This window comes from Chromobacterium sp. ASV23 (genome assembly GCF_016428945.1).
Taxonomy (GTDB): Bacteria; Pseudomonadota; Gammaproteobacteria; order Burkholderiales; family Chromobacteriaceae; genus Chromobacterium; species Chromobacterium sinusclupearum.
This window is the reverse complement of the sequence record NZ_JAELTR010000005.1, coordinates 96611-115681: the sequence shown is the minus strand read 5'-3', so window position 1 is coordinate 115681 and position 19071 is coordinate 96611. Positions and strand designations below refer to the sequence as shown.

The window sequence follows — 19071 nt, the reverse complement described above, 5'->3', positions numbered from 1 at the left end:
GCGGACATTAATCGAAGGTGGATCATGTCCGCCCAGGAACCGTGTTTAGAGCCGCTAAACCTGAGCCAAGGCGAGCCGACGCAGACGTGCTTGAGTACGGCAAGGAGGCGCAATGCAGGATCAGGGGTTTTGTTCACGGCTCTTATGATCAAAAACCGGCGTGTGGCTCCAAAAAATCAACCGTATCTCGCTTTGGCGGGCCGCTTCTTCATTCTTCTTGCAAGACCGCCAGAATATGGGCCTTTTGCTCATCGGAAACCGGCAGGACCGAGATCAGTTTTTCCTTGGCGACGCCTGGAATGTGCTGGGCGATATTGCCGATGTCGAAAGGCAGGGCGGGATTGTCCGGGTTTTGCATCAGATGCCGCGCGCAGTCGATGGCGATTTGCGCGATATGCGTGCGCGGCTTGTCTACTCCCCGGATAAGCTGGCTGATCATTTGCGGTAGTTGCCAGACATCCGCCAGCTGCAGGGTCAGTTGCCGGAACGTGAATCCCGCGGTGTTCAACTGGGCAAGGCCTGTTCTGCTGGCGCGCCCGGCTTCGAACTCAGCGATAGCCTCTATCGGCAATTCCGGCGCGAAATGCCAGAGCAGCAATTCGCCTGTTTCGGAAAGGAGCGTGGCCAGGGAAATTTCTTCGGGCGAGGTGTCTGAGCGGAAATTCGACCACGCCCGGGCGATGCCAGACGCCATGACGGCGGTTGAAACCGCGTTTCTCCAGCCCGGGTGATCCACTTCCACCACCGGGCTATGGGCGATCAGAGTATACAATTCATCGCTGCCCAGCTGGAGGATGGTCGCCAACGGGGTGGTGGTTTCTTTGCCTAGCCGTCTGGAACGATGCCGTTCGGCCTCTATCAGTAATTTGAGGGCCAAGTACGGATCGTCTTGCACCCTTTCGGCGAGTTCTTTGGGCGCGAATTCCGGCGCGTCCTGGCCTTGGGATTTCAGCGACTGGAAAAAATCACGGGTCGCGGAGAGCACAGGTATATCCCTGTCTTTCAGATAAGCCGCCCAATGTTCCATACCCCAGCTGCGCTGGTGCCGACTCAACATGTTTATGCGCTCCGAAAACCGCCGCTTTCCGCTTTCTTGTACTGTTGGTGAATATTGTGGGTATTTCAGCGCCTGTTGCGACTCGGAAATCACCTTGCCCTTCTTTTCATGATAATTCAGTTCGCCGCACTTATGGGTGGAAACCTCCGTATATTGTGTGGGAGCGGCCGTTTCCAGGTTTTGGAATCTGGCGTTTTTGGGGGCGATATATCCGTTGCCCGCGTAAAAAAACGAGGACAAAAGTCCTCGTTTGTTCAGACCGATTTGAAAGGCTTACTCGCCCAGCTCCTTCAGATTCTCGAACAGCTTCAAGGCCTCCGGATTGGCCAGCGCGCTGACGTTGCTGACCGGGCGGCCGTGGATGATGTTCTTGACCGCCAGTTCCACGATCTTGCCGCTGACGGTCTTGGGGATGTCGGCCACGGCGATGATGCGGGCGGGGACGTGGCGGGGGCTGGCGCCGTTTTTGATTTGCGTCTTGACGCGGCAGATCAGGTCCTCGTCCAGCGCCGCGCCGTCGCGCAGTTTCACAAACAACACCACGCGTTCATCGTCCTGCCATAACTGGCCCACGGCCAGGCTTTCCAGGATTTCCGGAAAGGCTTCTACCTGGCGGTAGATCTCGGCGGTGCCGATGCGCACGCCGCCGGGATTCAGCACCGCGTCGGAGCGGCCGTAGATGATCACGCCGCCATGGGCGGTGATTTCGGCGTAGTCGCCGTGGCACCAGATGCCGGGGAAGCGGCCGAAGTAGGCTTGGTGGTATTTTTCGCCGCTCGGATCGTTCCAGAAGCCTATCGGCATGGACGGGAAGGGCTTGGTGCAGACCAGCTCGCCTTTTTCCTGCCAGATCGGCCGGCCCAGTTCGTCGAAGATGTCCACCGCCATGCCCAGGCCGCGGCATTGCAGCTCGCCGCGGTAAACCGGCAGCGTGGGGGCGCCCAGGGCGAAGCAGGAGACGATGTCGGTGCCGCCGGAGATGGACGCCAGGTTGAGGTCCGGCTTGATGTTGGCGTAGACCCAGTCGTAGCTTTCCGCCACCAGCGGCGAGCCGGTGGAGAACAGCGAGCGCAGCCGCGGCAGCTGCCAATCGCGCGCCGGCACGATGCTGGTCTTGCGCAGGCTGTCTATGTATTTGGCCGAGGTGCCGAAATGGGTGAAGCCGTGCTCGGCGGCGTAGTCCCACTGCACGCGGCCCTCGTCGGCAAACGGCGAGCCGTCGTACAGCATCAGCGCCGCGCCGGAGGCCAGGCCGCTCATCAGCCAGTTCCACATCATCCAGCCGCAGGTGGTGAAGTAGAAGAAGTGGTCGCCGGCGTGGATGTCGGCATGCAGCTGGTGTTCTTTCATGTGCTGCAGCAGGGTGCCGCCCGCGCCGTGCACGATGCATTTTGGCTTGCCGGTGGTGCCGCTGGAGTACAGGATGAACAGCGGGTGGTTGAACGGCAGCCGTTCGTATTCCACCGGGCGGGCGTCGTACGCCGCCAGGAAATGCGCCAGCGTTTGCGCCTTGGGCACCGAGGCGGCGAAGTTTTCGCCATCGCCGATATACGGCACCACCACCACGCGGGCGACGCTGGGGAGCTGTTCGGCCAGCTGGATCATTTTGCCGCGGATGTCCACCGCCTTGCCGTTGTACCAGTAGCCGTCGGGGCAGAACAGCAGCTTGGGTTCGGTCTGGCCGAAGCGGTCCAGCGCGCCGTCCAGGCCGAAGTCCGGCGAGCCGCTGGTCCACACCGCGCCGAGGCTGCTGGCCGCCAGCATGGCCGCCAGGGTTTCCGGCATATTCGGCATGAAGCCGGCGACGCGGTCGCCCGGCTGGATGCCGCTCGCGCGCATGGCCTGCTGCAGGCGCGAGACCAGCTGGTTAAGCTCGCGCCAGGTGAGCTTGGTTTCGATCTTGTCTTCGCCTCGGAACACCACGGCCAGCGTGTCGTCGTTGCGGCGCAGCAGGTTTTCCGCGTAATTGAGCCGCGCCTCCGGGAAGAAGCGGGCGGCGCGGATATCCTCGCCGTGGACCAAGGCCGTGCTCCCCTTGTCGCCGATCACGCCGCAGTAGTCCCAGACCAGCGACCAGAAGCGGCCGGGATCGTCTACGCTGGCGCGCCACAGGCTGTGGTAGTCGGGCAGGGGGCGGCCCCAGGCGGTTTCGGCCAGGCGGGTGAAGGCGGTAAGGTGGCAGCCCGCCAGCCGCTCGGCCGACGGAGTCCAGATCGGGGTGTTGCTTGCTTGCATGGTTTCTCCTGTGGCGCGGCCCGTCATTATTGATTTTGAGGTGGACGGGCGTGCCGGTTTGTTCAGCTCTGGCGGCCGAGCGCGTGCGCCAGCTTGGAGGCGGGGGCTTTGCCCAGCGCGTCGGCAATATACCAGGCAGCGTTCACCAGTTTAGTCAGATCGATGCCAGTGTGGTAGCCCTCGCCATGCAGCAGGTAAACCACGTCTTCCGTCGCCACGTTGCCGGAAGCGCCTTTGGCGTAGGGGCAGCCGCCCAGGCCGGCGACGGAGGCGTCGAATACCCGCAGGCCTGAGTCCAGCGCCGCGCGGATATTCGCGATGGCCATGCCATAGGTGTCGTGGAAATGGCCGGCTAGCTGTTTGGCCGGCAAGGCGTCGAGCACCGCGTCCAGCATCTCGCGCACCGAGGCCGGCGTGCCCACGCCTATGGTATCGCCCAGCGAAATCTCATAGCAGCCCAGATCGGATAGGGCCTTGGCCACGTCCGCCACTTTTTGCGGCGCGATCTTGCCTTCATACGGGCAACCCACCACGCAGGAAACATAACCGCGCACCTTGATGCCGGCGTCCAGCGCGCGCCGCGTCACGCTTTCAAAGCGCTGCAGGCTTTCTGCGATGCTGGCGTTGATGTTTTTCTGGCTGAAGCTCTCGCTGGCGGCGCCGAATACGGCGATTTCCCTGACGCCGGCTTCCAGCGCCGCGTCCAGGCCCTTGTCGTTGGGCACCAGCACCGGGTAGGCGATGGGGCCGTCCAAGTCCAGTCCGGCCAGCACTTCGGCGCTGCCGGCCATTTGCGGCACCCACTTGGGCGACACGAAGGCGCCGGCCTCTATGCTGAGCAGGCCGCTGTCCGCCAGGCGGCGGATCAGTTTCAGCTTGACGGCGGTGTCCAGCGGCTGCTTTTCGTTCTGCAGCCCATCGCGAGGCCCGACTTCAACGATTTTGACGCTTTGCATGGTTTTCCTTCAGCATTTGGGCTGGATGGGGATGTAGATGTCCATCTGCAGTTGCGGCTGGCCCGGCGCGCAGCGACCGTCGTAGCGCTCAAAAGCGTCCCGGGGAGCGTGCTCCCACTCTGCCGATTCGGGCAGCCATTGCTGATGGATATGCTGCCAGGTCTGGGCGATGGCCGCGCCGAACGCCGCGGCGCTTTCCACGGGCGGCGTGGTGAACACCGCATATTTTCCGGCGGGGATGGCGCGGCGTTCGCATCCGTCCGGCGCGCGTGACGCGCGGTCTTCCATGGCGATCATGTAGCGGAAACCGGTCTGGGAGGGGGCAAAATCGTACACCACGCCGTATTCCGCTGCGTGCGGCCGCCCGAGCGCAGCCAATAGCGGTTGGCGCAGCCGTTCGGCGTAGTCGTTCCAGAAGGCGGGGATCTGCCGCAGATTGTCGCCACTTTGCAAGCTGACTGGCCGGCTGTAGCCGGCCAGCTCCAGTCCGGGATGGTTGATGATCAGCGGCTCCATGTCGTGAATATTGGCCGGCATCCTGCTGCTTCTCCTTACCAGGTTTTATCGAGGTCTTGCGCGTAGAAACGCATGGCTTGTTCATAGCGGCGGATGTCTTCGTCGCCGCTGGTCTGAGCGAGCAGTTTCAGCAAGGACTCCACCGCCAGCTTGCTTTTGCCAAGGTTGTATCTGACCATCGCCAGGAAGGTTTGCAGCGCCTTGTCCTCGGGAAAGTGATGCAGTCCTTCCAGCAGGGCCTGCTCGGCCTCGCGGTACTGGCCCAGCGCGCGGTAGCTGCTGCCCAGTCCCAGCCAGGCGCTGGCGGCGTCGTGGCCGCTGAGGCCCAGCTCCAGCGCCTGCAGATAATGCGGGATGGCGGCGGCTTCTTCGCCGCGTCCATCGTGCAGGCTGGCGGCCAGATAATGCAGATCGGCATGCTGAGGTTGCTGGCGCAGCAGCTCCTGAGCCTGTTGCAGCGCTTGCTCCGGCTGGCCGTTGTGCTGCAGTTTGCGGATGTTTTCCAAGGCGATGTGCATAGCGCGTCCTTTTGCTGGTTTTATGACTTGGTCATTCTGCGGCAAAGTCGACCAGTTCGTCACCATCGTTGACTTGTTCCCCTGCGGCGAAATAAAAGTCCTGAACGATGCCGTCGCCAGGGGCGGTGATGGTGTGTTCCATCTTCATCGCTTCCAGGATCAACAGCGGCGAACCCTTGGCCACCTTCTTGCCGATCTCGGCCAATAGCGCTACCACCCGGCCCGGCATCGGCGCCTTAAGGTGGGTTTCGCCGTGCACGCCGGTTTCGGTGTAGGCATAGGGATCGACCAGCTCGACGGTCAGACGTTCGCCGCCGTCGAACAAGGCGCGCTGCGCGCCGTGGCGCACCACGGTGGCCTTGATGCTGATGCCGTCCAGCACGGCTTCCAGCTGCGTGTCCCTCAGACTGGCGCGGGCGGGGAACGAGGTGCCGCCGACATGGACAATGAAGCCGTCGCCATGGTGCTGCAAGGACGCCTCGTAGTTTTGATCATTCAATAGGAAAGTGAGGCGGCGGGTCAGCGCGCCGTTCAACCTCCAGCCGGCGGGGGCAGGGTAGTCATGCTTGTGGCGCAAGGCTTCGGCCAGCGCCAGCAAGGCGAGCTGTCTGGCGGAAGGCGTGGCAGGCGGCGGCAGCAGCGCGTCGTGGTGGCGCGCGATCAGGCCGGTGTCGACCTGGCCGCTGGCGAAGCTGGGGTGGTTCACGATGCGGCGCAGGAAAGATACATTGCTGGACAGGCCGACTATCTGGTACTGCGCCAGCGCGGCGTCCATCTGCCTGAGCGCGGCCTCGCGAGTCTCGCCCCAGACGATCAGCTTGGCGATCATCGGGTCGTAGAACGGCGAGATGGCGTCGCCTTGCTCGACGCCGGTGTCGATGCGCACATGGGCGGACTCTACGGGCGTGGCCAGGTGGACCAGGGTGCCGGTAGACGGCAGGAAGCCTTTGTCGGGGTCTTCGGCGTAGATGCGCGCCTCGAAGGCGTGGCCGCGGATGGCCAACTGGTCTTGTTTCAGCGGCAGTTCTCCGCCCGCCGCCACCGTTAGCTGCCAGGCCACCAGGTCCTGGCTGGTGATCATCTCGGTCACCGGGTGCTCCACCTGCAGCCGGGTGTTCATTTCCATGAAGTAGAACTTGCCCGTGTCCACGTCCATGATGAACTCGACGGTGCCGGCGCCGACATAGCCCACCGCGCGCGCGGCGGCCACCGCCGCCTGGCCCATGGCCTCGCGGGTGGCCTGCGGCAGGTGCGGTGCCGGCGCTTCTTCCAATACTTTCTGGTGGCGGCGCTGCACCGAGCAGTCGCGCTCGAACAGGTAGACGCAGCCGCCGTGTTGGTCGGCGAAGACTTGAATTTCAACGTGGCGCGGGCGGGTCAGGTATTTTTCGATCAATACCTTGTCGTCGCCGAAGCTGGCACTCGCCTCGCGTTGGCAGGAGGCGAGGGCTGCGGCGAAGTCTTCGCTCTTCTCGACAATGCGCATGCCCTTGCCGCCACCGCCGGCGCTGGCCTTGATCAGCACCGGGTAGCCGATGGCGTTGGCCTGCTGCTGCAGCAGCGCCGGGTCTTGCTCGTCGCCGTGGTAGCCGGGCACCAGCGGCACGCCGGCTTTTTCCATCAGCGCCTTGGCGGCGGACTTGCTGCCCATGGCGGCGATGGCGGAAGCCGGCGGGCCGATGAAGGCGATGCCGGCGGCTTCGCAGGCTGCGGCGAAGTCTTCGTTCTCGGACAAAAAGCCGTAGCCGGGATGCACCGCTTGGGCGCCGCTCTGTTTGGCGATGGCCAGGATCAGGTCGGCGCGCAGATAGGATTCGGCGGCCGGCGCCGGGCCGAGGCGATAGGCCTCGTCGGCCAGCTTGACGAAGCGGGCGCTGGCGTCGGCGTCCGAGTAGACGGCGACCGTGGCGATGCCCAGGGCCTTGGCGGTCTTGATGACGCGGCAGGCGATTTCGCCGCGGTTGGCGATCAGTATCTTATTGAACATGGCGGTCTCCTGCGGCGAAACCGCCCCGGCGCTGGCGCGCCGGCAGACGATTTTGCTTCGCAGCTGCGCAGCCTTGCGGCTGCTGGTCGCCGCGGTTGGCGACCAGGATTTTATTGAACATGATTTTCAACCTGGTTTTTGCCACGAAAACCACGAAACGACACGGACGATCTGCAGCTGCCTGTGGGACCGGTCGGTGTGCCATTTTTTGTGTTCTTTCGTGGATTTCGTGGCTAAAAGTTCATAGCCAGTTAGGTGGGCGTTTCTCGAAGAACGACGCCAGCCCCTCGCGGGCTTCGTCGCCGGCACGGATGGCGGCGATGCGGCCGGCGGTGCGTTCCAGCAGCTGGTCGTCCCACGGCGAGCCTTCGCGCAGCTCGGCCAGCAGCAGCTTGGCTTCGCGCAGCGCGCCGGGCGCGCCCTTGGCCAGTTCTTCGGCGATTTCGGCCACGCGCGCGTCCAGCAGCTCGTCGCTGACCAGCTCGTGGATCAGGCCCAGCTTCAGCGCGGTGCCGGCGGTGATGCGCTCGGCCGACAGGAAGTAGCGGCGCGCCTGGCGCGGGCCGATGGCGTCGGCGACGTAGGGGCCGATGGTGGCCGGTATCAGGCCCAGCCGCACTTCGGTCAGCGCGAACTTGGCTGCATCGGTGGCGATGGCGATGTCGCAGACCGCCGCCAGCCCGGTGCCGCCGGCCATGGCCGCGCCATGGATGCGGGCGATCACCGGCTTGGCGCTGCGGTAAATGGCCTTCAGCATGGCCGCCAGCTTTTGCGCATCGGCCAGGTTTTCGGCCTCGCTGTAGCCGGCGGCGCGGCGCATCCAGTCGAGATCTGCCCCGGCGCAGAAGCTTTTGCCGCGGCCGGCCAGCACAATCACGCGCACGGCGTCGTTGCGGTTGAGTTGGCGCATCGCTTCGGTCAATTCCGCGATCAGCACTTCGTTCAGCGCATTGTGCAGTTCCGGACGGTTCATCCAGATGGTGGCAACCTTGCCGGTGTGCTCGAGTTGCAGCGTGGTGTAGCTCATCGGAAAACCTCATATTGGCCACGAAAGACACGAAAATGGGCCTGACGATTCTGGAGGTTATTTTCGTGTGGTTTTGTGGATTTCGTGGCTACTGTCCTATTACATGCGGAACACGCCGAAGCGGCTTGGCTCTATCGGCGCGGACAGCGCGGCATCCAGCGCCAGCGCCAGCACGTCGCGGGTCTGGGCCGGGTCGATCACGCCGTCGTCCCACAAGCGGGCGCTGGCGTAGTAAGGGTGGCCCTGTTCTTCGTACTGCTGGCGCACTGGCGCTTTCAGCGCTTCCTCTTGCTCTGGCGTGAAGGCGTCGCCCAGCTGTTCCTTCTTCACCTGGGCCAGCACGCCGGCAGCTTGTTCGCCGCCCATCACCGAGATGCGGCTGTTCGGCCACATCCAAAGGAAACGCGGCGAGTAGGCGCGGCCGCACATGCCGTAGTTGCCGGCGCCGAAGCTGCCGCCTATCAGCACGGTGAACTTGGGCACCTTGGCGCAAGCTACGGCCGTCACCAGCTTGGCCCCGTCCTTGGCGATGCCGCCGTTCTCATACTTCTTGCCCACCATGAAGCCGGTGATGTTCTGCAGGAAGATCAACGGGATGCCGCGCTGGCAGCACAATTCGACGAAGTGCGCGCCTTTCAGCGCCGATTCGGAGAACAGGATGCCGTTGTTGGCCAGGATGCCGACGCGGTACCCATTTAAACGGGCGTAGCCCGTTATTAGAGTATTTCCGTAGTTTTGTTTGAATTCGTCGAAGTCGGAATCGTCCACCAGCCGGGCGATGATCTCGCGCACGTCGAACGGCTTTTTCGGATCGGCCGGGATCACGCCGTAGATTTCCTCCGCGGCGTAGCGCGGCGGCTTGGGCTCGGCGCGGTCCAGCTCGCCCTGTTTTTTCCAGTTCAGGTCCGACACGATGCGGCGGGCGATGGACAGCGCGTGGGCATCGTTCTGGGCCAGGTGGTCGGCCACGCCGGAGATTTTGGCGTGCACGTCGCCGCCGCCCAGTTCTTCGGCGCTGACCACCTCGCCGGTGGCGGCCTTTACCAGCGGCGGGCCGCCCAGGAAGATGGTGCCCTGTTCCTTGACGATGACGGTTTCGTCGCTCATCGCCGGCACGTAGGCGCCGCCGGCGGTGCAGCTGCCCATCACTACGGCGATCTGCGGAATGCCGGCGGCGGACAGATTGGCCTGGTTGTAGAAGATGCGGCCGAAGTGTTCCTTGTCCGGGAACACCTCGTCCTGCAGCGGCAGGAAGGCGCCGCCGGAGTCCACCAGGTAGACGCAGGGCAGGCGGTTGTCGCGGGCGATTTCCTGCGCGCGCAGATGCTTCTTCACCGTCATCGGGTAATAGGTGCCGCCCTTGACGGTGGCGTCATTGGCGATGATCAGGCAGTCGACGCCGGAAATGCGGCCGATGCCGGCTATCATGCCCGCGCCGGGCGCGTCTCCGCCGTACATGCCGTAAGCGGCCAGCTGAGACAGCTCCAGAAACGGCGCGCCGGGGTCCAGCAGCAGGTCGATGCGCTCGCGCGGCAGCAGCTTGCCGCGCGCGGTGTGCTTGGCGCGGGCTTTTTCGCCGCCGCCCAAGGCCGCTTGGGCGACTTTCTGTTTCAGATCGTCGACCAGCGCGCGCATCTTGTCGGCGTTGGCGACGAAGTCCGCGGCGCGCGGCGACAGCTTGGATTCGAGAATGGGCATGTTCTTTTACCTTGTCATTCGGCGTCGACAAACCACACGGCTGCAATCAGGCCATCGGCGTTGACATCGTAGATGGCGACCGCGCGCAGGTGGTTCTCGCCGTCCAGCGTCACGTCCTCGTGGTCGATGACGCGGCAGCCTTGCACGATGCGGTGCAGCAGCGCGGCGTGCAGCCGGGGCAGATGGAAGCGCTTGCTGGCGTAGTGGTCGGCCAGCGCCGCGCGGCCGGAGAGGCTCAGCGTCATGGACGGCAGGCGATAGACCTTGACGTCCTCGGCGTAGCAGGCGGCGAAGGCGGCCAGGTCACGGGCGTTGTAGGCGTCCAGCTGGGCCTGGACGATGCGTTCGGCGGCGTTGTCGGAAGAAAGCACAGGCATTTTTAAACCTCTGTTTTGCCACGAATCCCACGAAAAACACGAAAACGACGCTGTCGATAAATAGAAAGCGGAGGATGCTCGTTTTTCTTTTCGTGTTCTTTGGTGGGTTTCGTGGCTGTTTTATAAGGTTTTATCGGGTCTCAGCCATCAACTCGCGGCCGATGAGCCAGCGGCGGATCTCGCTGGTGCCGGCGCCGATCTCGTACAGTTTGGCGTCGCGCAGCAGGCGGCCGGTGGCGTATTCGTTAATGTAGCCGTTGCCGCCCAGGCACTGGATGGCGTCCAGCGCCAGCTGGGTGGCGTTCTCGGCGGCGTAGAGGATGGCGCCGGCGGCGTCCTTGCGCGTCTGGCGGCCGGTTTCGCCGCGGTCCAGCGCCTGGCCCACGGCGTAGACGTAGGCGCGGCTGGCGGACAGCTTGACGTACATGTCGGCCAGCTTGCCCTGCATCAGCTGGAAGTCGCCTATCGGCTGGCCGAACTGGGTGCGGTCGTTCAGGTAGGGCACCACGATGTCCAGGCTGGCCTGCATGATGCCCAGCGGGCCGGCTGCCAGCACCGAGCGCTCGTAGTCCAGGCCGCTCATCAGTACTTTCACGCCATTGCCTTCGCCGCCCAGGACGTTCTCTTCCGGCACAAAACAGTTGTCGAAGAACATGGGGTAGGTGTTGGAGCCGCGCATGCCCAGCTTGTCCAGCTTGCTGCCGTGGCTGAAGCCGCTAAAGCTCTTTTCGATGATGAAGGCGGTGATGCCCTTGGGGCCGGCGTTGACGTCGGTCTTGGCGTAGACCACCAGGGTGTCGGCGTCGCCGCCGTTGGTGATCCACATCTTGCTGCCGTTGAGCAGATAGCCGCCGTCAGTTTTGTCGGCCTTCAGCTTCATGCTGACCACGTCGGAGCCGGCATTCGGTTCGGACATCGCCAGCGCGCCGACATGTTCGCCGGAGACCAGCTTGGGCAGATACTTGGCGCGCTGCGCGTCGTTGCCGTTTTTGTAGATCTGGTTGACGCACAGATTGGAGTGCGCGCCGTAAGACAAGCCCACCGAGGCGCTGGCGCGGCTGATTTCTTCCATGGCGATCATGTGGGCGAGGTAGCCCATGTCCACGCCGCCGTACTGCTCGCCGACGGTGATGCCGAGCAAGCCCAGCTCGCCGAACTTGCGCCACAGATCGGCCGGGAACAGATTGTCCTGGTCGATGGCGGCGGCGCGCGGGGCGATCTCGCGTTCGGCGAAGTCGCGCACCGATTCGCGCAGGAGGTCGTAAGTCTCGCCGAAGGCGAAGCGCAGGCTGCTGTACATGGGGTTTCTCCTCGTTTGTGCGTGCGGCGCGGCTGGCGGCGCCTGATGAACACATCATCGCTTACGTTTACGTAAGCGTCAATATGTCGGCATGATGGCCGCCGCGGAGGGCGGCCGGAGGCTTACTCGCGGGTGACGTGGTGGCGCAGGTCGCGCTGTTCGCTCAATAGCAAGTCTTTGGCCGCAAGCGGCAACACATTTAACAGCGGCAGTTCGTCGCGCCGAAACCAGGCAAACTCCAGCCGCGCGCCGGCATCGTGCACGACGAAGGGAGACGCGCGCAGCGGCAGTTTCGAGTTTGCCGCGAGGCGGGTCTCGAAATACAGGCCGATCTCATGATTGGGCTTGCCGCGGTAGCTGAAGAAGTTCTCGGCCAACAGCAGCAGCGGGCCGCATGCCACCTGTTCGTCCAGCTCTTCGCGCATTTCCCGCTCCACCGTGGCGGCGGCATGCTCGCCAGGCTCTACGCGGCCGCCGGGCAGGGTCCAGAAGTCATCGCTGAGCGCGCGGTGCAATAGCACTTTGCCCCGATGCTCGATGATGGCGGCGGCGCGCAGATTGAAACGGGTGCCGGCTATGTCGACGCTGATCATGCGATATCTCCTTGGCATTTTTGGCGGGCGCGCAGCATAGCGCTTTCTCCCGTCATGGACAAGGGCGGGTATCATGGCCGGCTATTGATAGAGAAAGAAACCACCATGACGATCTGGGTAGACGCCGACGCCTGTCCCAAGGTGATACGGGAAGTGCTGTTCCGCGCGGCGCAGCGCACCGGCGTGGAGCTGGTGCTGGTCGCCAACCAGCTGCTGACGGTGCCTAAGGCGCCGAATATCCGCGCGCTGCAGGTGCCCAAGGGCTTCGACGTGGCCGACAACGAAATCGCCCGCCGCATAGAGCCGACGGACCTGCTGATCACCGGCGACATCCCGCTGGCGTCCGAGGCGCTGGCCAAAGGCGCGCAGGCGCTGAACTGGCGCGGGGATGCGTTTTCCAAGGAAACCATCGCCGCGCAGCTGACGATGCGCGACTTCATGGACAATCTGCGCGCCAGCGGCATCCAGACGGAAGGCCCGCCGCCGTTGAGCCAGGCGGATCGCCAGGCCTTTGCCCGGCAGCTGGATATCTGGTTGGCCAAACGCGCAATTTAAGAAAAACCTGCTTTTCTCACATGATCAAAAGCGGCGCTTGAAGACATGGCTCAGTTGGCTGGAGCAGGCCATTGTGATCGTCCGGCCAGCCTGGCGGGTAGGCTGGATAGGTGAGCCAAAAGCATAGCGAGTCGCAATCGGGAGCGGGGCTCCAAAGATAGATGCCGCTTTCTCTGAAATAGCAGAGCGGGCTTTCTGCTATGCGGCCGATAATTTCCAGTTGCTGATAAAAATAAGGCGCCGACAGTATTTCCAGCGGCGAAATCTGTTCTTCATACGCGTAGTGGCGGATGCGGCCTTCAATCGAGTCGAACGCTGCGAATTGCAGCTCGGGATCGTGCGATGGCGTGCTTTGCGCCAGCGCCAGCAGCCGTTGCCATTCCGAAGGCGCAAGTTGATTGCTGATGTGCTGTGAGACGCCTTGGATAAAGTCTTCAAAGAAACATTGCAGCCTGGGAATGTGCATTCTGGTCATGTCTGCCTCGATGCGGTGATGAAAGAGGGCGATATGACCATTATAGTTTTCTCCCCAATGCCAGCTAGGGGAGAAAACCGCCTTATTTATTTTAAATGCTCATGATACAATCAGCGATTTTTTGACAGGCCTCCATTCGGCAAGCTGAGGCGCGCTGGCATTGATGATCACGCCGATGACGACAATGCACGAGAAGAAGACTTTTTGCATGGTTATTATCTCTCCTAGTACAAAATGAGAAAATAACAAGGCGAAGGCTGGAACCAGCAGGTAGCTGGGGGCGCTCAATATCAATTGATTATTGCTTAGCAGTAGGGTCCACAATCCATATCCCACCAATGTCGTAATGTATCCCTGGAAGGCGATGGCTAGCCAGGCTTGCTTGTCGATCTGTTCAATGGTGTGGATGATGGTCATGCCATTGCTCAAGTTGATCAGCAATAAAAGTAGGGCAGACACCAGGCTGCCCCACGCGACAAAGCTGATCGGGCGTTCGGTGCGGGAAAGCCTTACCGCAAGATTGGCGAAAGTCCAGCTAAAAGCGGAACCTAAGACCAGGGCAATCCCAGCGGTATTGATGCCTCCTTCTTTTATCCTGGAAATAGAGTAAATTCCCGCGGATGCGATCAGGCATCCAATAATATTGAACTTATTCCATTTTTCCTTGAGAACCATTATTCCGCCAATGGCGGTGAAGAGAGAGCCGGCTTGCATGATGACCGATGAGATGCCGGTATCGATTCCGGTTTTCAATCCCTTGAAAAACAGAAAAAGACCCAGAGAAAAAGCCAGGCCATACAGCAAGACGTAAGGAAAATCGGCGCGCTTGACGCGCAAGAACAAGCAGGCGGGCAGCGCTGCGAACATGACGCGCAGCATTGCTGTCTCAGCGGGGTCAATTTTGATCCCGCTGATTTTTGCCGCAACGTAATTAAAGCCGAAGATGCTGGTGGACAGCAGGATGATAAGAATCGTTTTACTGTTTTTCATATCACTCCACCAGCAGGTTGTATGTCATGTGGTCTTTGAATATCGCGCGTGATATGACTGACTGGTAGCCCATTTTTCTGGCGGTATCAATCAGGTTTTGTTGGTTCAATGCGCCAAATTTATCTTTTAAAGACTCTATTCTATTTTCAACCGTGCGCGTGGATAGGTCGTAGATGGAGGCGATGCGCTTGACAGGCACGCCACGGAGCAGCAGCGTCAGGACCGATAATTCATTTTCGTTAAGCGGAATTTTGAGTTCCTTGGACTCCAGCAGCTGCGCATAGGAAGCCGCAACTAGTTTTTCCACTTTGAAAGCCGGTTCGATACCCCATAGAATGTCGCTCCAGAAGGTGGTGTCGCAAGTCAAATCCTCGCCAGTGAATAAAATAAGCGGATCTTTGCCGTTGAGCAGGGCGGGGTACTTGCGGAACTTGTAGGCGCGCGGATCGCCGTTGCGATGGGGGTGGATGCTTCCCATGATGATCTTTTTTTTCTGGAGCAGCACCATTTGATCTTGTTCATACATGAGCTGGGACAGAACGGAAATGCCATTGGGCATGTCCCCAGACTTCTTGCCAATGATTTGTTCCCGCGGCAAACCATGGAAGTCTGCATAGCTGGCGTTAACGTACAGGAAATTGTGCTGGAGGTCTTTGGCGCCAGCCATTTGTCCAACGCTTTCCAGTTGATCGATGAAGATCTCCAGCTCCGCAAAACTCTTGAATGAATAGATGGGGTGCATGTTTGTCTCGATTGATATGATTAAGGTAAGCACAAATAAATATAATATACATTATACATATCCTAATCGTATGCGAGGCTTATGGGAAGACAGTAAACAAAGCGGATGGAAATGAGGGGACAGTTTCCCTTGCTGGCCAAGGTTCCAAGACCAGGTCTTGCAGGGATGGGGCGTCATCAACGTAAAAAGCCCCCGATGTCGGGGGCTTTGTCGTCGCGGGCGGGAGGATCAGGCCTTGCCCAGATGCGGCTCGGCGTGGAAGTTTTCTTCTGCGGCCTTGGCTGCGCCTGGCTGGCGGATGATCAGCGAAAACAGCAGGGACACGATCAGCAGCGCCAGGATCAGGTGGAAGGTGGCGAGGAAGCCGCCGAACAGCGAGGCCACGATGGAGCCGACAATGCTGCCGATGCCGAAGCCCAGGTAGATCACGCCGTAGTTCTTGGTCAGGTTGTTCAGGCCGAAGAAATCGCTGACCAGCGACGGGTACACGGTGATGGTGCCGCCGAAGCTGAAGGCGATGCAGGCGATGGCTGCGAAGAACAGCGTGGCGTTCAGCGGCGCGAACAGCAGGGTCAGCATGCCGGCCAGGGCGGCGATCTGGGCGAGGGTGATGACGCGGATGCGCGGCATCTTGTCGGACAGGATGCCCAGCACCAGGCGGCCGGACAGATTGGCCACGGCGATGACGGCGACGGCGTTGGCGGCGGTCAGCGCCGGCAGGTGGACGAAGCTCTCGCCGATGTCCTTGGCCACGCCGATCACATACAGGCCGCTCATGCATACGGTCAGGAACATCATGGCCAGCATCCAGTATTGCGGTTGGCGCATGGATTCGGCCAGGGTGAAGTCGCGGCTGCCCTGGGTTTGCGCGGCAGCTGCTTGCTTGGGCGCGTCTGTCATCAGCAGCGCGCCGGCCAGCACCATGGCCATGGCGATTAGCCCCCACAGCTGGAAAGTGGCTTCCAGGCTGAAGCGGGATAGCAGCGCCAGATTGATGAACTTGAAGCCCAGGCTGCCCAGGCCATAGGCGCCGATGGCGCAGGCCGAGATCAGGCCCTTGCGCTCCGGGAACCATTTCACGCAATTGGACAGCGACATCAGGTAGCCGGCGCCGTCGGCGAAGCCCACCAGCAAACCGGCGCACAGATAGAGCATCACCAGATTGCTGGCCTGGGAAGTCAGGTAGAAGCCCAGGCCCAGCAGCAAGCCGGCGCCGATGGCGACCTTGCGCACGCCGAAGCGCTCTTGCAGCTTGCCGGCCAGGGAAGAGGCGACAGCCAGGGCCAGGCTCAGCAGGCCGAAGGCGAAAGCCACCTGGCTGACCGGTTCGGAGAGCTTATGCGACAGCTGGGCGTTGAACAGGCTCCAGGTGTAGACGGAACCCAGGGCGAACTGGGTGAGAACGGTGCCGGCCAGGGTACGGTAGCGGATGGAATTGAGAGAGGCATTCATGGCGCTGCTCGCTTAAAGTCATTACTGTTGGCATGACTATAAGCCTGCGCTTATGGATGCGGCGCAGTCCGGGAATGAAATGCAGGCGCGGCGGAATGAACTGCAATCAGAGGTGCATCAGCTGCCGGAAGGCCTTGATATTGCTGCGGCTGACCGGGATTTCCGCCTTCAGGTCATATAGCTTGATGATGTAGGTGCTGTTCAGCCACGGCGCGATTTCGCGAATCTTGTGGATGTTGACGCAATACGAGCGGTGGCAGCGGAAGAAGCTGTCGGCCGGCAGCCGCGATACGAATTCGCTGATGCTCATCGCCATCACATAGCGGTCGTGCGCGGTGTAGACCAGGGTCACTTTTTCGTCCGCCTCGACGTAATAGATGTCGTCGCAGGGCGTGACGATGATGCTGTCGCCTTTGGCCAGGTTGACGGTGCGGCTGACCGGCGCGGATTCGGGGAGGGCGGCGGCGATGTGCGGCGCCATGGCCGGCGGCGCCTGTTCCAGCGCTTCCAGCTTGGCCAGCAGGCTGATGATGCGCGTCTCGTTATACGGCTTGAGGATGTAGTCGAAGGCTTCCACTTCAAACGCTTCCACCGCGAACTCCTTGTAGGCGGTGACGAAGACGATGCGCGGCGGCTTGGACGTTTTGTGCAGGTTCTTGGCCAAGAGCAGGCCGTCTATGGATGGGATGTTGATGTCCAGAAACACCACGTCTACGGCCTGTTCTTGCAGGAACTTGAACGCTTCCAACCCATCCTCGACGCTGGCGGCGATCTCGATGGCGCTGTGTTCCTGTATCAGATAGGCCAGCTCCTGACGCGCCAGGTATTCGTCTTCCACAATCAGCGCCTTCATGCGGCTTCCTCCAGCGGCAGCTCAAAACTCACTTCGGTGCCCGGTTCCAGCCGGGTAAGCCGCAGGCCCTCGCCATACAGCAGCTTGATGCGCTCGTTGACGTTGGACAGGCCTATGCTGCGGCTTTCCACTTTGCCTCTGGCGATGCCGTCTATCACTTCCTGGCTGATGCCGTAGCCGGTATCGCGCACCGACACATGGATGCGTTCGTCCCGTTTTTTCACCGCGATGCGCACCTCGCCCGGCTCTTTGCGCGGCTGGATGCCGTGCAGGATGGCGTTTTCCACCAGCGGCTGCAGCAGCAGGCTGGGCACGCGCGCATGGACTTCGTCCACGTCGAATACGACGGACAGCTTGCTGCCGAAGCGCGCCTGTTCAATCGCCACGTAGTCTTGCACCTGCTTCAGCTCCTCCTGGATGTCGATCAGGGTATCGCCTAGTGACAGGTTGTAGCGCAGGTAGTCGGCCAGTTTGGCGATCAGCTGGCGCGCTTCGGTCGGCTGGATGCGGATCAGCGATGAGATGGCGTTCAGCGCGTTGAACAGGAAGTGCGGGTTGATCTTGCTTTGCAGCGCGGTGAATTCCGCCTTGCGCGCCATCTCCTGCAACTGCTTGATGCGCGAGGCTTCCATCTGGGTGGAGATCAGTTGCGACAGGCCCACCGCCAGTTCGCGCAGCGAGCCGGTGATGCCGCCGCTCTGGCGGAAGAAAATCTTCAGCGTGCCGGTGACGCGGCCGTTTTCGCGCAGCGGAATGATGATGACGGAGTGGAAGTCCGCTACCCGGTACTGGCGCAGATCGTTCTCGATGATGATCTGATCCGTGCGCACTGCGCGGCGGGTGATTTCGCCGATGGCCGAGTGATCGGCCGGCTCGTAGTAGTCCTTGCCCAGCCCCACGTAGGCCAGCACGTCGCGGGTATCGGTGATGGCCACCGCGTCGGCGCCGATGTGGTTGCGGATCACCGTGCACACCTCCACCAGCGCATCTCGATCCACGTTCTGGAAGTACGGCATGGTGCGGTTGGCGATGGTCAGTGCCAGCTTGGCCTGGCGCGCCGCCAGCAGCTCCTTCTCGTCGTCCAGGTCCTGCACCAGCCGGATGATCAGGCCGATGCAGACGGTGCCGGTGATCATCGGATAGGCGATATGGCTGACGATGGCGTGGCCTACTTGCGGCTCGGTGAACCATAGAATCAAGGCCATGGTCAGGCTTTCGCAGGCGACGCCGGCGGCGATGCCGTACAGCCACAGCCGCTTGCGGCCGGCGCGGAAGTGAATGAAGGTGGACAGCAGGCCGGCGCAGATGCTGGAGATCAGGCAGGGCAGCGAAGTCGAGCCGTGGATGTCTATCAGATAGCGATGCAGGCCGGAGACGATGCCGGCCGGGATGCCCACCCACGGGCCGAACAGAATGCCGCCGGCCAGGATGGCGATGGTGCGGACATTGACCAGCGAGCCGTCCACCGGAATGCCGGTATAAGTGCTGAACACGGCAAACAGGCAGAACAGCAGCGAGACGCCGGCCAGTTCCGCCGGGCTGTGCTTCTGCTGGCGCAGCAGGTCCTGGAACGGCCGGATGCGGGTGAGGAAGAACAGCGCCATCAGCATCAGCGCGGCGCGTTCAAAAACCGCCAGTAGCAGCATATTGGGATTGTCTATCATTCGGGGCCTGGCCGCGCGCGGCGGCGGGATGGGAGCCAAAACAGTTGACGGTATTTTAAGGCATGGTTGGGCCTGG

At 61.8% G+C, this 19071-nt stretch carries 19 protein-coding genes; 1 reads left to right on the top strand and 18 read right to left on the bottom strand.

Translation table 11 applies throughout. The annotated features are described in order from the left end of the window. Positions 1-208: 208 nt before the first annotated feature. The 12 genes from JHD59_RS04235 to JHD59_RS04180 form a co-directional block, all read right to left on the bottom strand. Positions 209-1297 (bottom strand): HDOD domain-containing protein, encoded by a 1089-nt coding sequence (locus JHD59_RS04235; protein ID WP_199153266.1) that lies wholly within the window; start codon positions 1295-1297, stop codon positions 209-211. A gap of 33 nt (positions 1298-1330) precedes the next feature. Beyond that, positions 1331-3292, bottom strand: coding sequence for an acetoacetate--CoA ligase (locus tag JHD59_RS04230; protein ID WP_199153265.1), 1962 nt, complete (start codon positions 3290-3292; stop codon positions 1331-1333). Between the two features lie 62 nt (positions 3293-3354). After that, positions 3355-4248, bottom strand: coding sequence for a hydroxymethylglutaryl-CoA lyase (locus JHD59_RS04225; RefSeq protein WP_199153264.1), 894 nt, complete (start codon positions 4246-4248; stop codon positions 3355-3357). Positions 4249-4257: 9 nt separating this feature from the next. Beyond that, positions 4258-4785, bottom strand: coding sequence for a GyrI-like domain-containing protein (locus JHD59_RS04220; protein WP_233163890.1), 528 nt, complete (start codon positions 4783-4785; stop codon positions 4258-4260). A gap of 14 nt (positions 4786-4799) precedes the next feature. After that, on the bottom strand, positions 4800-5282 hold the full coding sequence (locus JHD59_RS04215) for a tetratricopeptide repeat protein (RefSeq protein WP_103319367.1): 483 nt from the start codon (positions 5280-5282) through the stop codon (positions 4800-4802). Positions 5283-5313: 31 nt separating this feature from the next. After that, the gene (locus tag JHD59_RS04210; RefSeq protein ID WP_199153263.1) at positions 5314-7269 is read right to left on the bottom strand and encodes an acetyl/propionyl/methylcrotonyl-CoA carboxylase subunit alpha; all 1956 of its coding nucleotides are present in this window, start codon (positions 7267-7269) and stop codon (positions 5314-5316) included. Continuing rightward, entirely contained in the window at positions 7259-7399 is a 141-nt protein-coding gene (locus JHD59_RS04205; protein WP_158248732.1) for a hypothetical protein, read from the bottom strand. The genes JHD59_RS04210 and JHD59_RS04205 overlap by 11 nt, the downstream gene beginning before the upstream one ends. A gap of 111 nt (positions 7400-7510) precedes the next feature. Next, positions 7511-8296, bottom strand: coding sequence for an enoyl-CoA hydratase/isomerase family protein (locus JHD59_RS04200; RefSeq protein WP_199153262.1), 786 nt, complete (start codon positions 8294-8296; stop codon positions 7511-7513). A 99-nt stretch (positions 8297-8395) separates the two neighbouring features. Beyond that, positions 8396-9994 (bottom strand): carboxyl transferase domain-containing protein, encoded by a 1599-nt coding sequence (locus tag JHD59_RS04195; RefSeq protein WP_199153261.1) that lies wholly within the window; start codon positions 9992-9994, stop codon positions 8396-8398. A gap of 14 nt (positions 9995-10008) precedes the next feature. Beyond that, positions 10009-10371 (bottom strand): nuclear transport factor 2 family protein, encoded by a 363-nt coding sequence (locus JHD59_RS04190; protein WP_103319375.1) that lies wholly within the window; start codon positions 10369-10371, stop codon positions 10009-10011. A 130-nt stretch (positions 10372-10501) separates the two neighbouring features. Further along, positions 10502-11671 (bottom strand): isovaleryl-CoA dehydrogenase, encoded by a 1170-nt coding sequence (locus JHD59_RS04185; RefSeq protein ID WP_199153260.1) that lies wholly within the window; start codon positions 11669-11671, stop codon positions 10502-10504. A gap of 122 nt (positions 11672-11793) precedes the next feature. Next, positions 11794-12264, bottom strand: a complete 471-nt coding sequence (locus JHD59_RS04180) for an NUDIX hydrolase (RefSeq protein WP_199153259.1) — start codon at positions 12262-12264, stop codon at positions 11794-11796. Between the two features lie 105 nt (positions 12265-12369). Here JHD59_RS04180 and JHD59_RS04175 point away from each other — a divergent pair, with 105 nt between their 5' ends. After that, positions 12370-12819, top strand: a complete 450-nt coding sequence (locus JHD59_RS04175; RefSeq protein WP_199153258.1) for a YaiI/YqxD family protein — start codon at positions 12370-12372, stop codon at positions 12817-12819. 16 nt (positions 12820-12835) lie between these two features. On the opposite strand, the gene JHD59_RS04170 is transcribed toward JHD59_RS04175, so the two are convergent. The 6 genes from JHD59_RS04170 to JHD59_RS04145 all read right to left on the bottom strand — a co-directional run bounded on the left by JHD59_RS04170 (position 12836) and on the right by JHD59_RS04145 (position 18995). Beyond that, on the bottom strand, positions 12836-13294 hold the full coding sequence (locus JHD59_RS04170; RefSeq protein ID WP_146042117.1) for a hypothetical protein: 459 nt from the start codon (positions 13292-13294) through the stop codon (positions 12836-12838). Positions 13295-13393: 99 nt separating this feature from the next. Continuing rightward, complete coding sequence (locus JHD59_RS04165; protein WP_103319383.1) at positions 13394-14284, bottom strand: DMT family transporter; 891 nt, start codon at positions 14282-14284, stop codon at positions 13394-13396. Between the two features lies 1 nt (position 14285). Beyond that, positions 14286-15026 carry a PAS domain-containing protein gene (locus JHD59_RS04160; RefSeq protein ID WP_103319385.1) on the bottom strand — a complete coding sequence of 247 codons (741 nt, stop codon included), beginning with the start codon at positions 15024-15026 and terminating at the stop codon, positions 14286-14288. Between the two features lie 228 nt (positions 15027-15254). Further along, positions 15255-16478, bottom strand: coding sequence for an MFS transporter (locus tag JHD59_RS04155; protein WP_199153257.1), 1224 nt, complete (start codon positions 16476-16478; stop codon positions 15255-15257). Positions 16479-16584: 106 nt separating this feature from the next. Further along, positions 16585-17331, bottom strand: a complete 747-nt coding sequence (locus JHD59_RS04150) for a LytTR family DNA-binding domain-containing protein (RefSeq protein WP_199153256.1) — start codon at positions 17329-17331, stop codon at positions 16585-16587. Continuing rightward, complete coding sequence (locus tag JHD59_RS04145) at positions 17328-18995, bottom strand: sensor histidine kinase (protein WP_199153255.1); 1668 nt, start codon at positions 18993-18995, stop codon at positions 17328-17330. Before JHD59_RS04145 ends, JHD59_RS04150 begins: the two co-directional genes overlap by 4 nt. Between the last annotated feature and the right edge of the window lie 76 nt (positions 18996-19071).

Coding starts and splice junctions, on each gene's coding strand:
- JHD59_RS04180 (WP_199153259.1), bottom strand. CDS start 12,264: ATGATCAGCGTCGACATAGCCGGCACCCGTTTCAATCTGCGCGCCGCC.
- JHD59_RS04150 (WP_199153256.1), bottom strand. CDS start 17,331: ATGAAGGCGCTGATTGTGGAAGACGAATACCTGGCGCGTCAGGAGCTG.
- JHD59_RS04220 (WP_233163890.1), bottom strand. CDS start 4,785: ATGCCGGCCAATATTCACGACATGGAGCCGCTGATCATCAACCATCCC.
- JHD59_RS04215 (WP_103319367.1), bottom strand. CDS start 5,282: ATGCACATCGCCTTGGAAAACATCCGCAAACTGCAGCACAACGGCCAG.
- JHD59_RS04160 (WP_103319385.1), bottom strand. CDS start 15,026: ATGCACCCCATCTATTCATTCAAGAGTTTTGCGGAGCTGGAGATCTTC.
- JHD59_RS04165 (WP_103319383.1), bottom strand. CDS start 14,284: ATGAAAAACAGTAAAACGATTCTTATCATCCTGCTGTCCACCAGCATC.
- JHD59_RS04195 (WP_199153261.1), bottom strand. CDS start 9,994: ATGCCCATTCTCGAATCCAAGCTGTCGCCGCGCGCCGCGGACTTCGTC.
- JHD59_RS04145 (WP_199153255.1), bottom strand. CDS start 18,995: ATGATAGACAATCCCAATATGCTGCTACTGGCGGTTTTTGAACGCGCC.
- JHD59_RS04185 (WP_199153260.1), bottom strand. CDS start 11,671: ATGTACAGCAGCCTGCGCTTCGCCTTCGGCGAGACTTACGACCTCCTG.
- JHD59_RS04155 (WP_199153257.1), bottom strand. CDS start 16,478: ATGAATGCCTCTCTCAATTCCATCCGCTACCGTACCCTGGCCGGCACC.
- JHD59_RS04170 (WP_146042117.1), bottom strand. CDS start 13,294: ATGACCAGAATGCACATTCCCAGGCTGCAATGTTTCTTTGAAGACTTT.
- JHD59_RS04210 (WP_199153263.1), bottom strand. CDS start 7,269: ATGTTCAATAAGATACTGATCGCCAACCGCGGCGAAATCGCCTGCCGC.
- JHD59_RS04200 (WP_199153262.1), bottom strand. CDS start 8,296: ATGAGCTACACCACGCTGCAACTCGAGCACACCGGCAAGGTTGCCACC.
- JHD59_RS04230 (WP_199153265.1), bottom strand. CDS start 3,292: ATGCAAGCAAGCAACACCCCGATCTGGACTCCGTCGGCCGAGCGGCTG.
- JHD59_RS04225 (WP_199153264.1), bottom strand. CDS start 4,248: ATGCAAAGCGTCAAAATCGTTGAAGTCGGGCCTCGCGATGGGCTGCAG.
- JHD59_RS04175 (WP_199153258.1), top strand. CDS start 12,370: ATGACGATCTGGGTAGACGCCGACGCCTGTCCCAAGGTGATACGGGAA.
- JHD59_RS04190 (WP_103319375.1), bottom strand. CDS start 10,371: ATGCCTGTGCTTTCTTCCGACAACGCCGCCGAACGCATCGTCCAGGCC.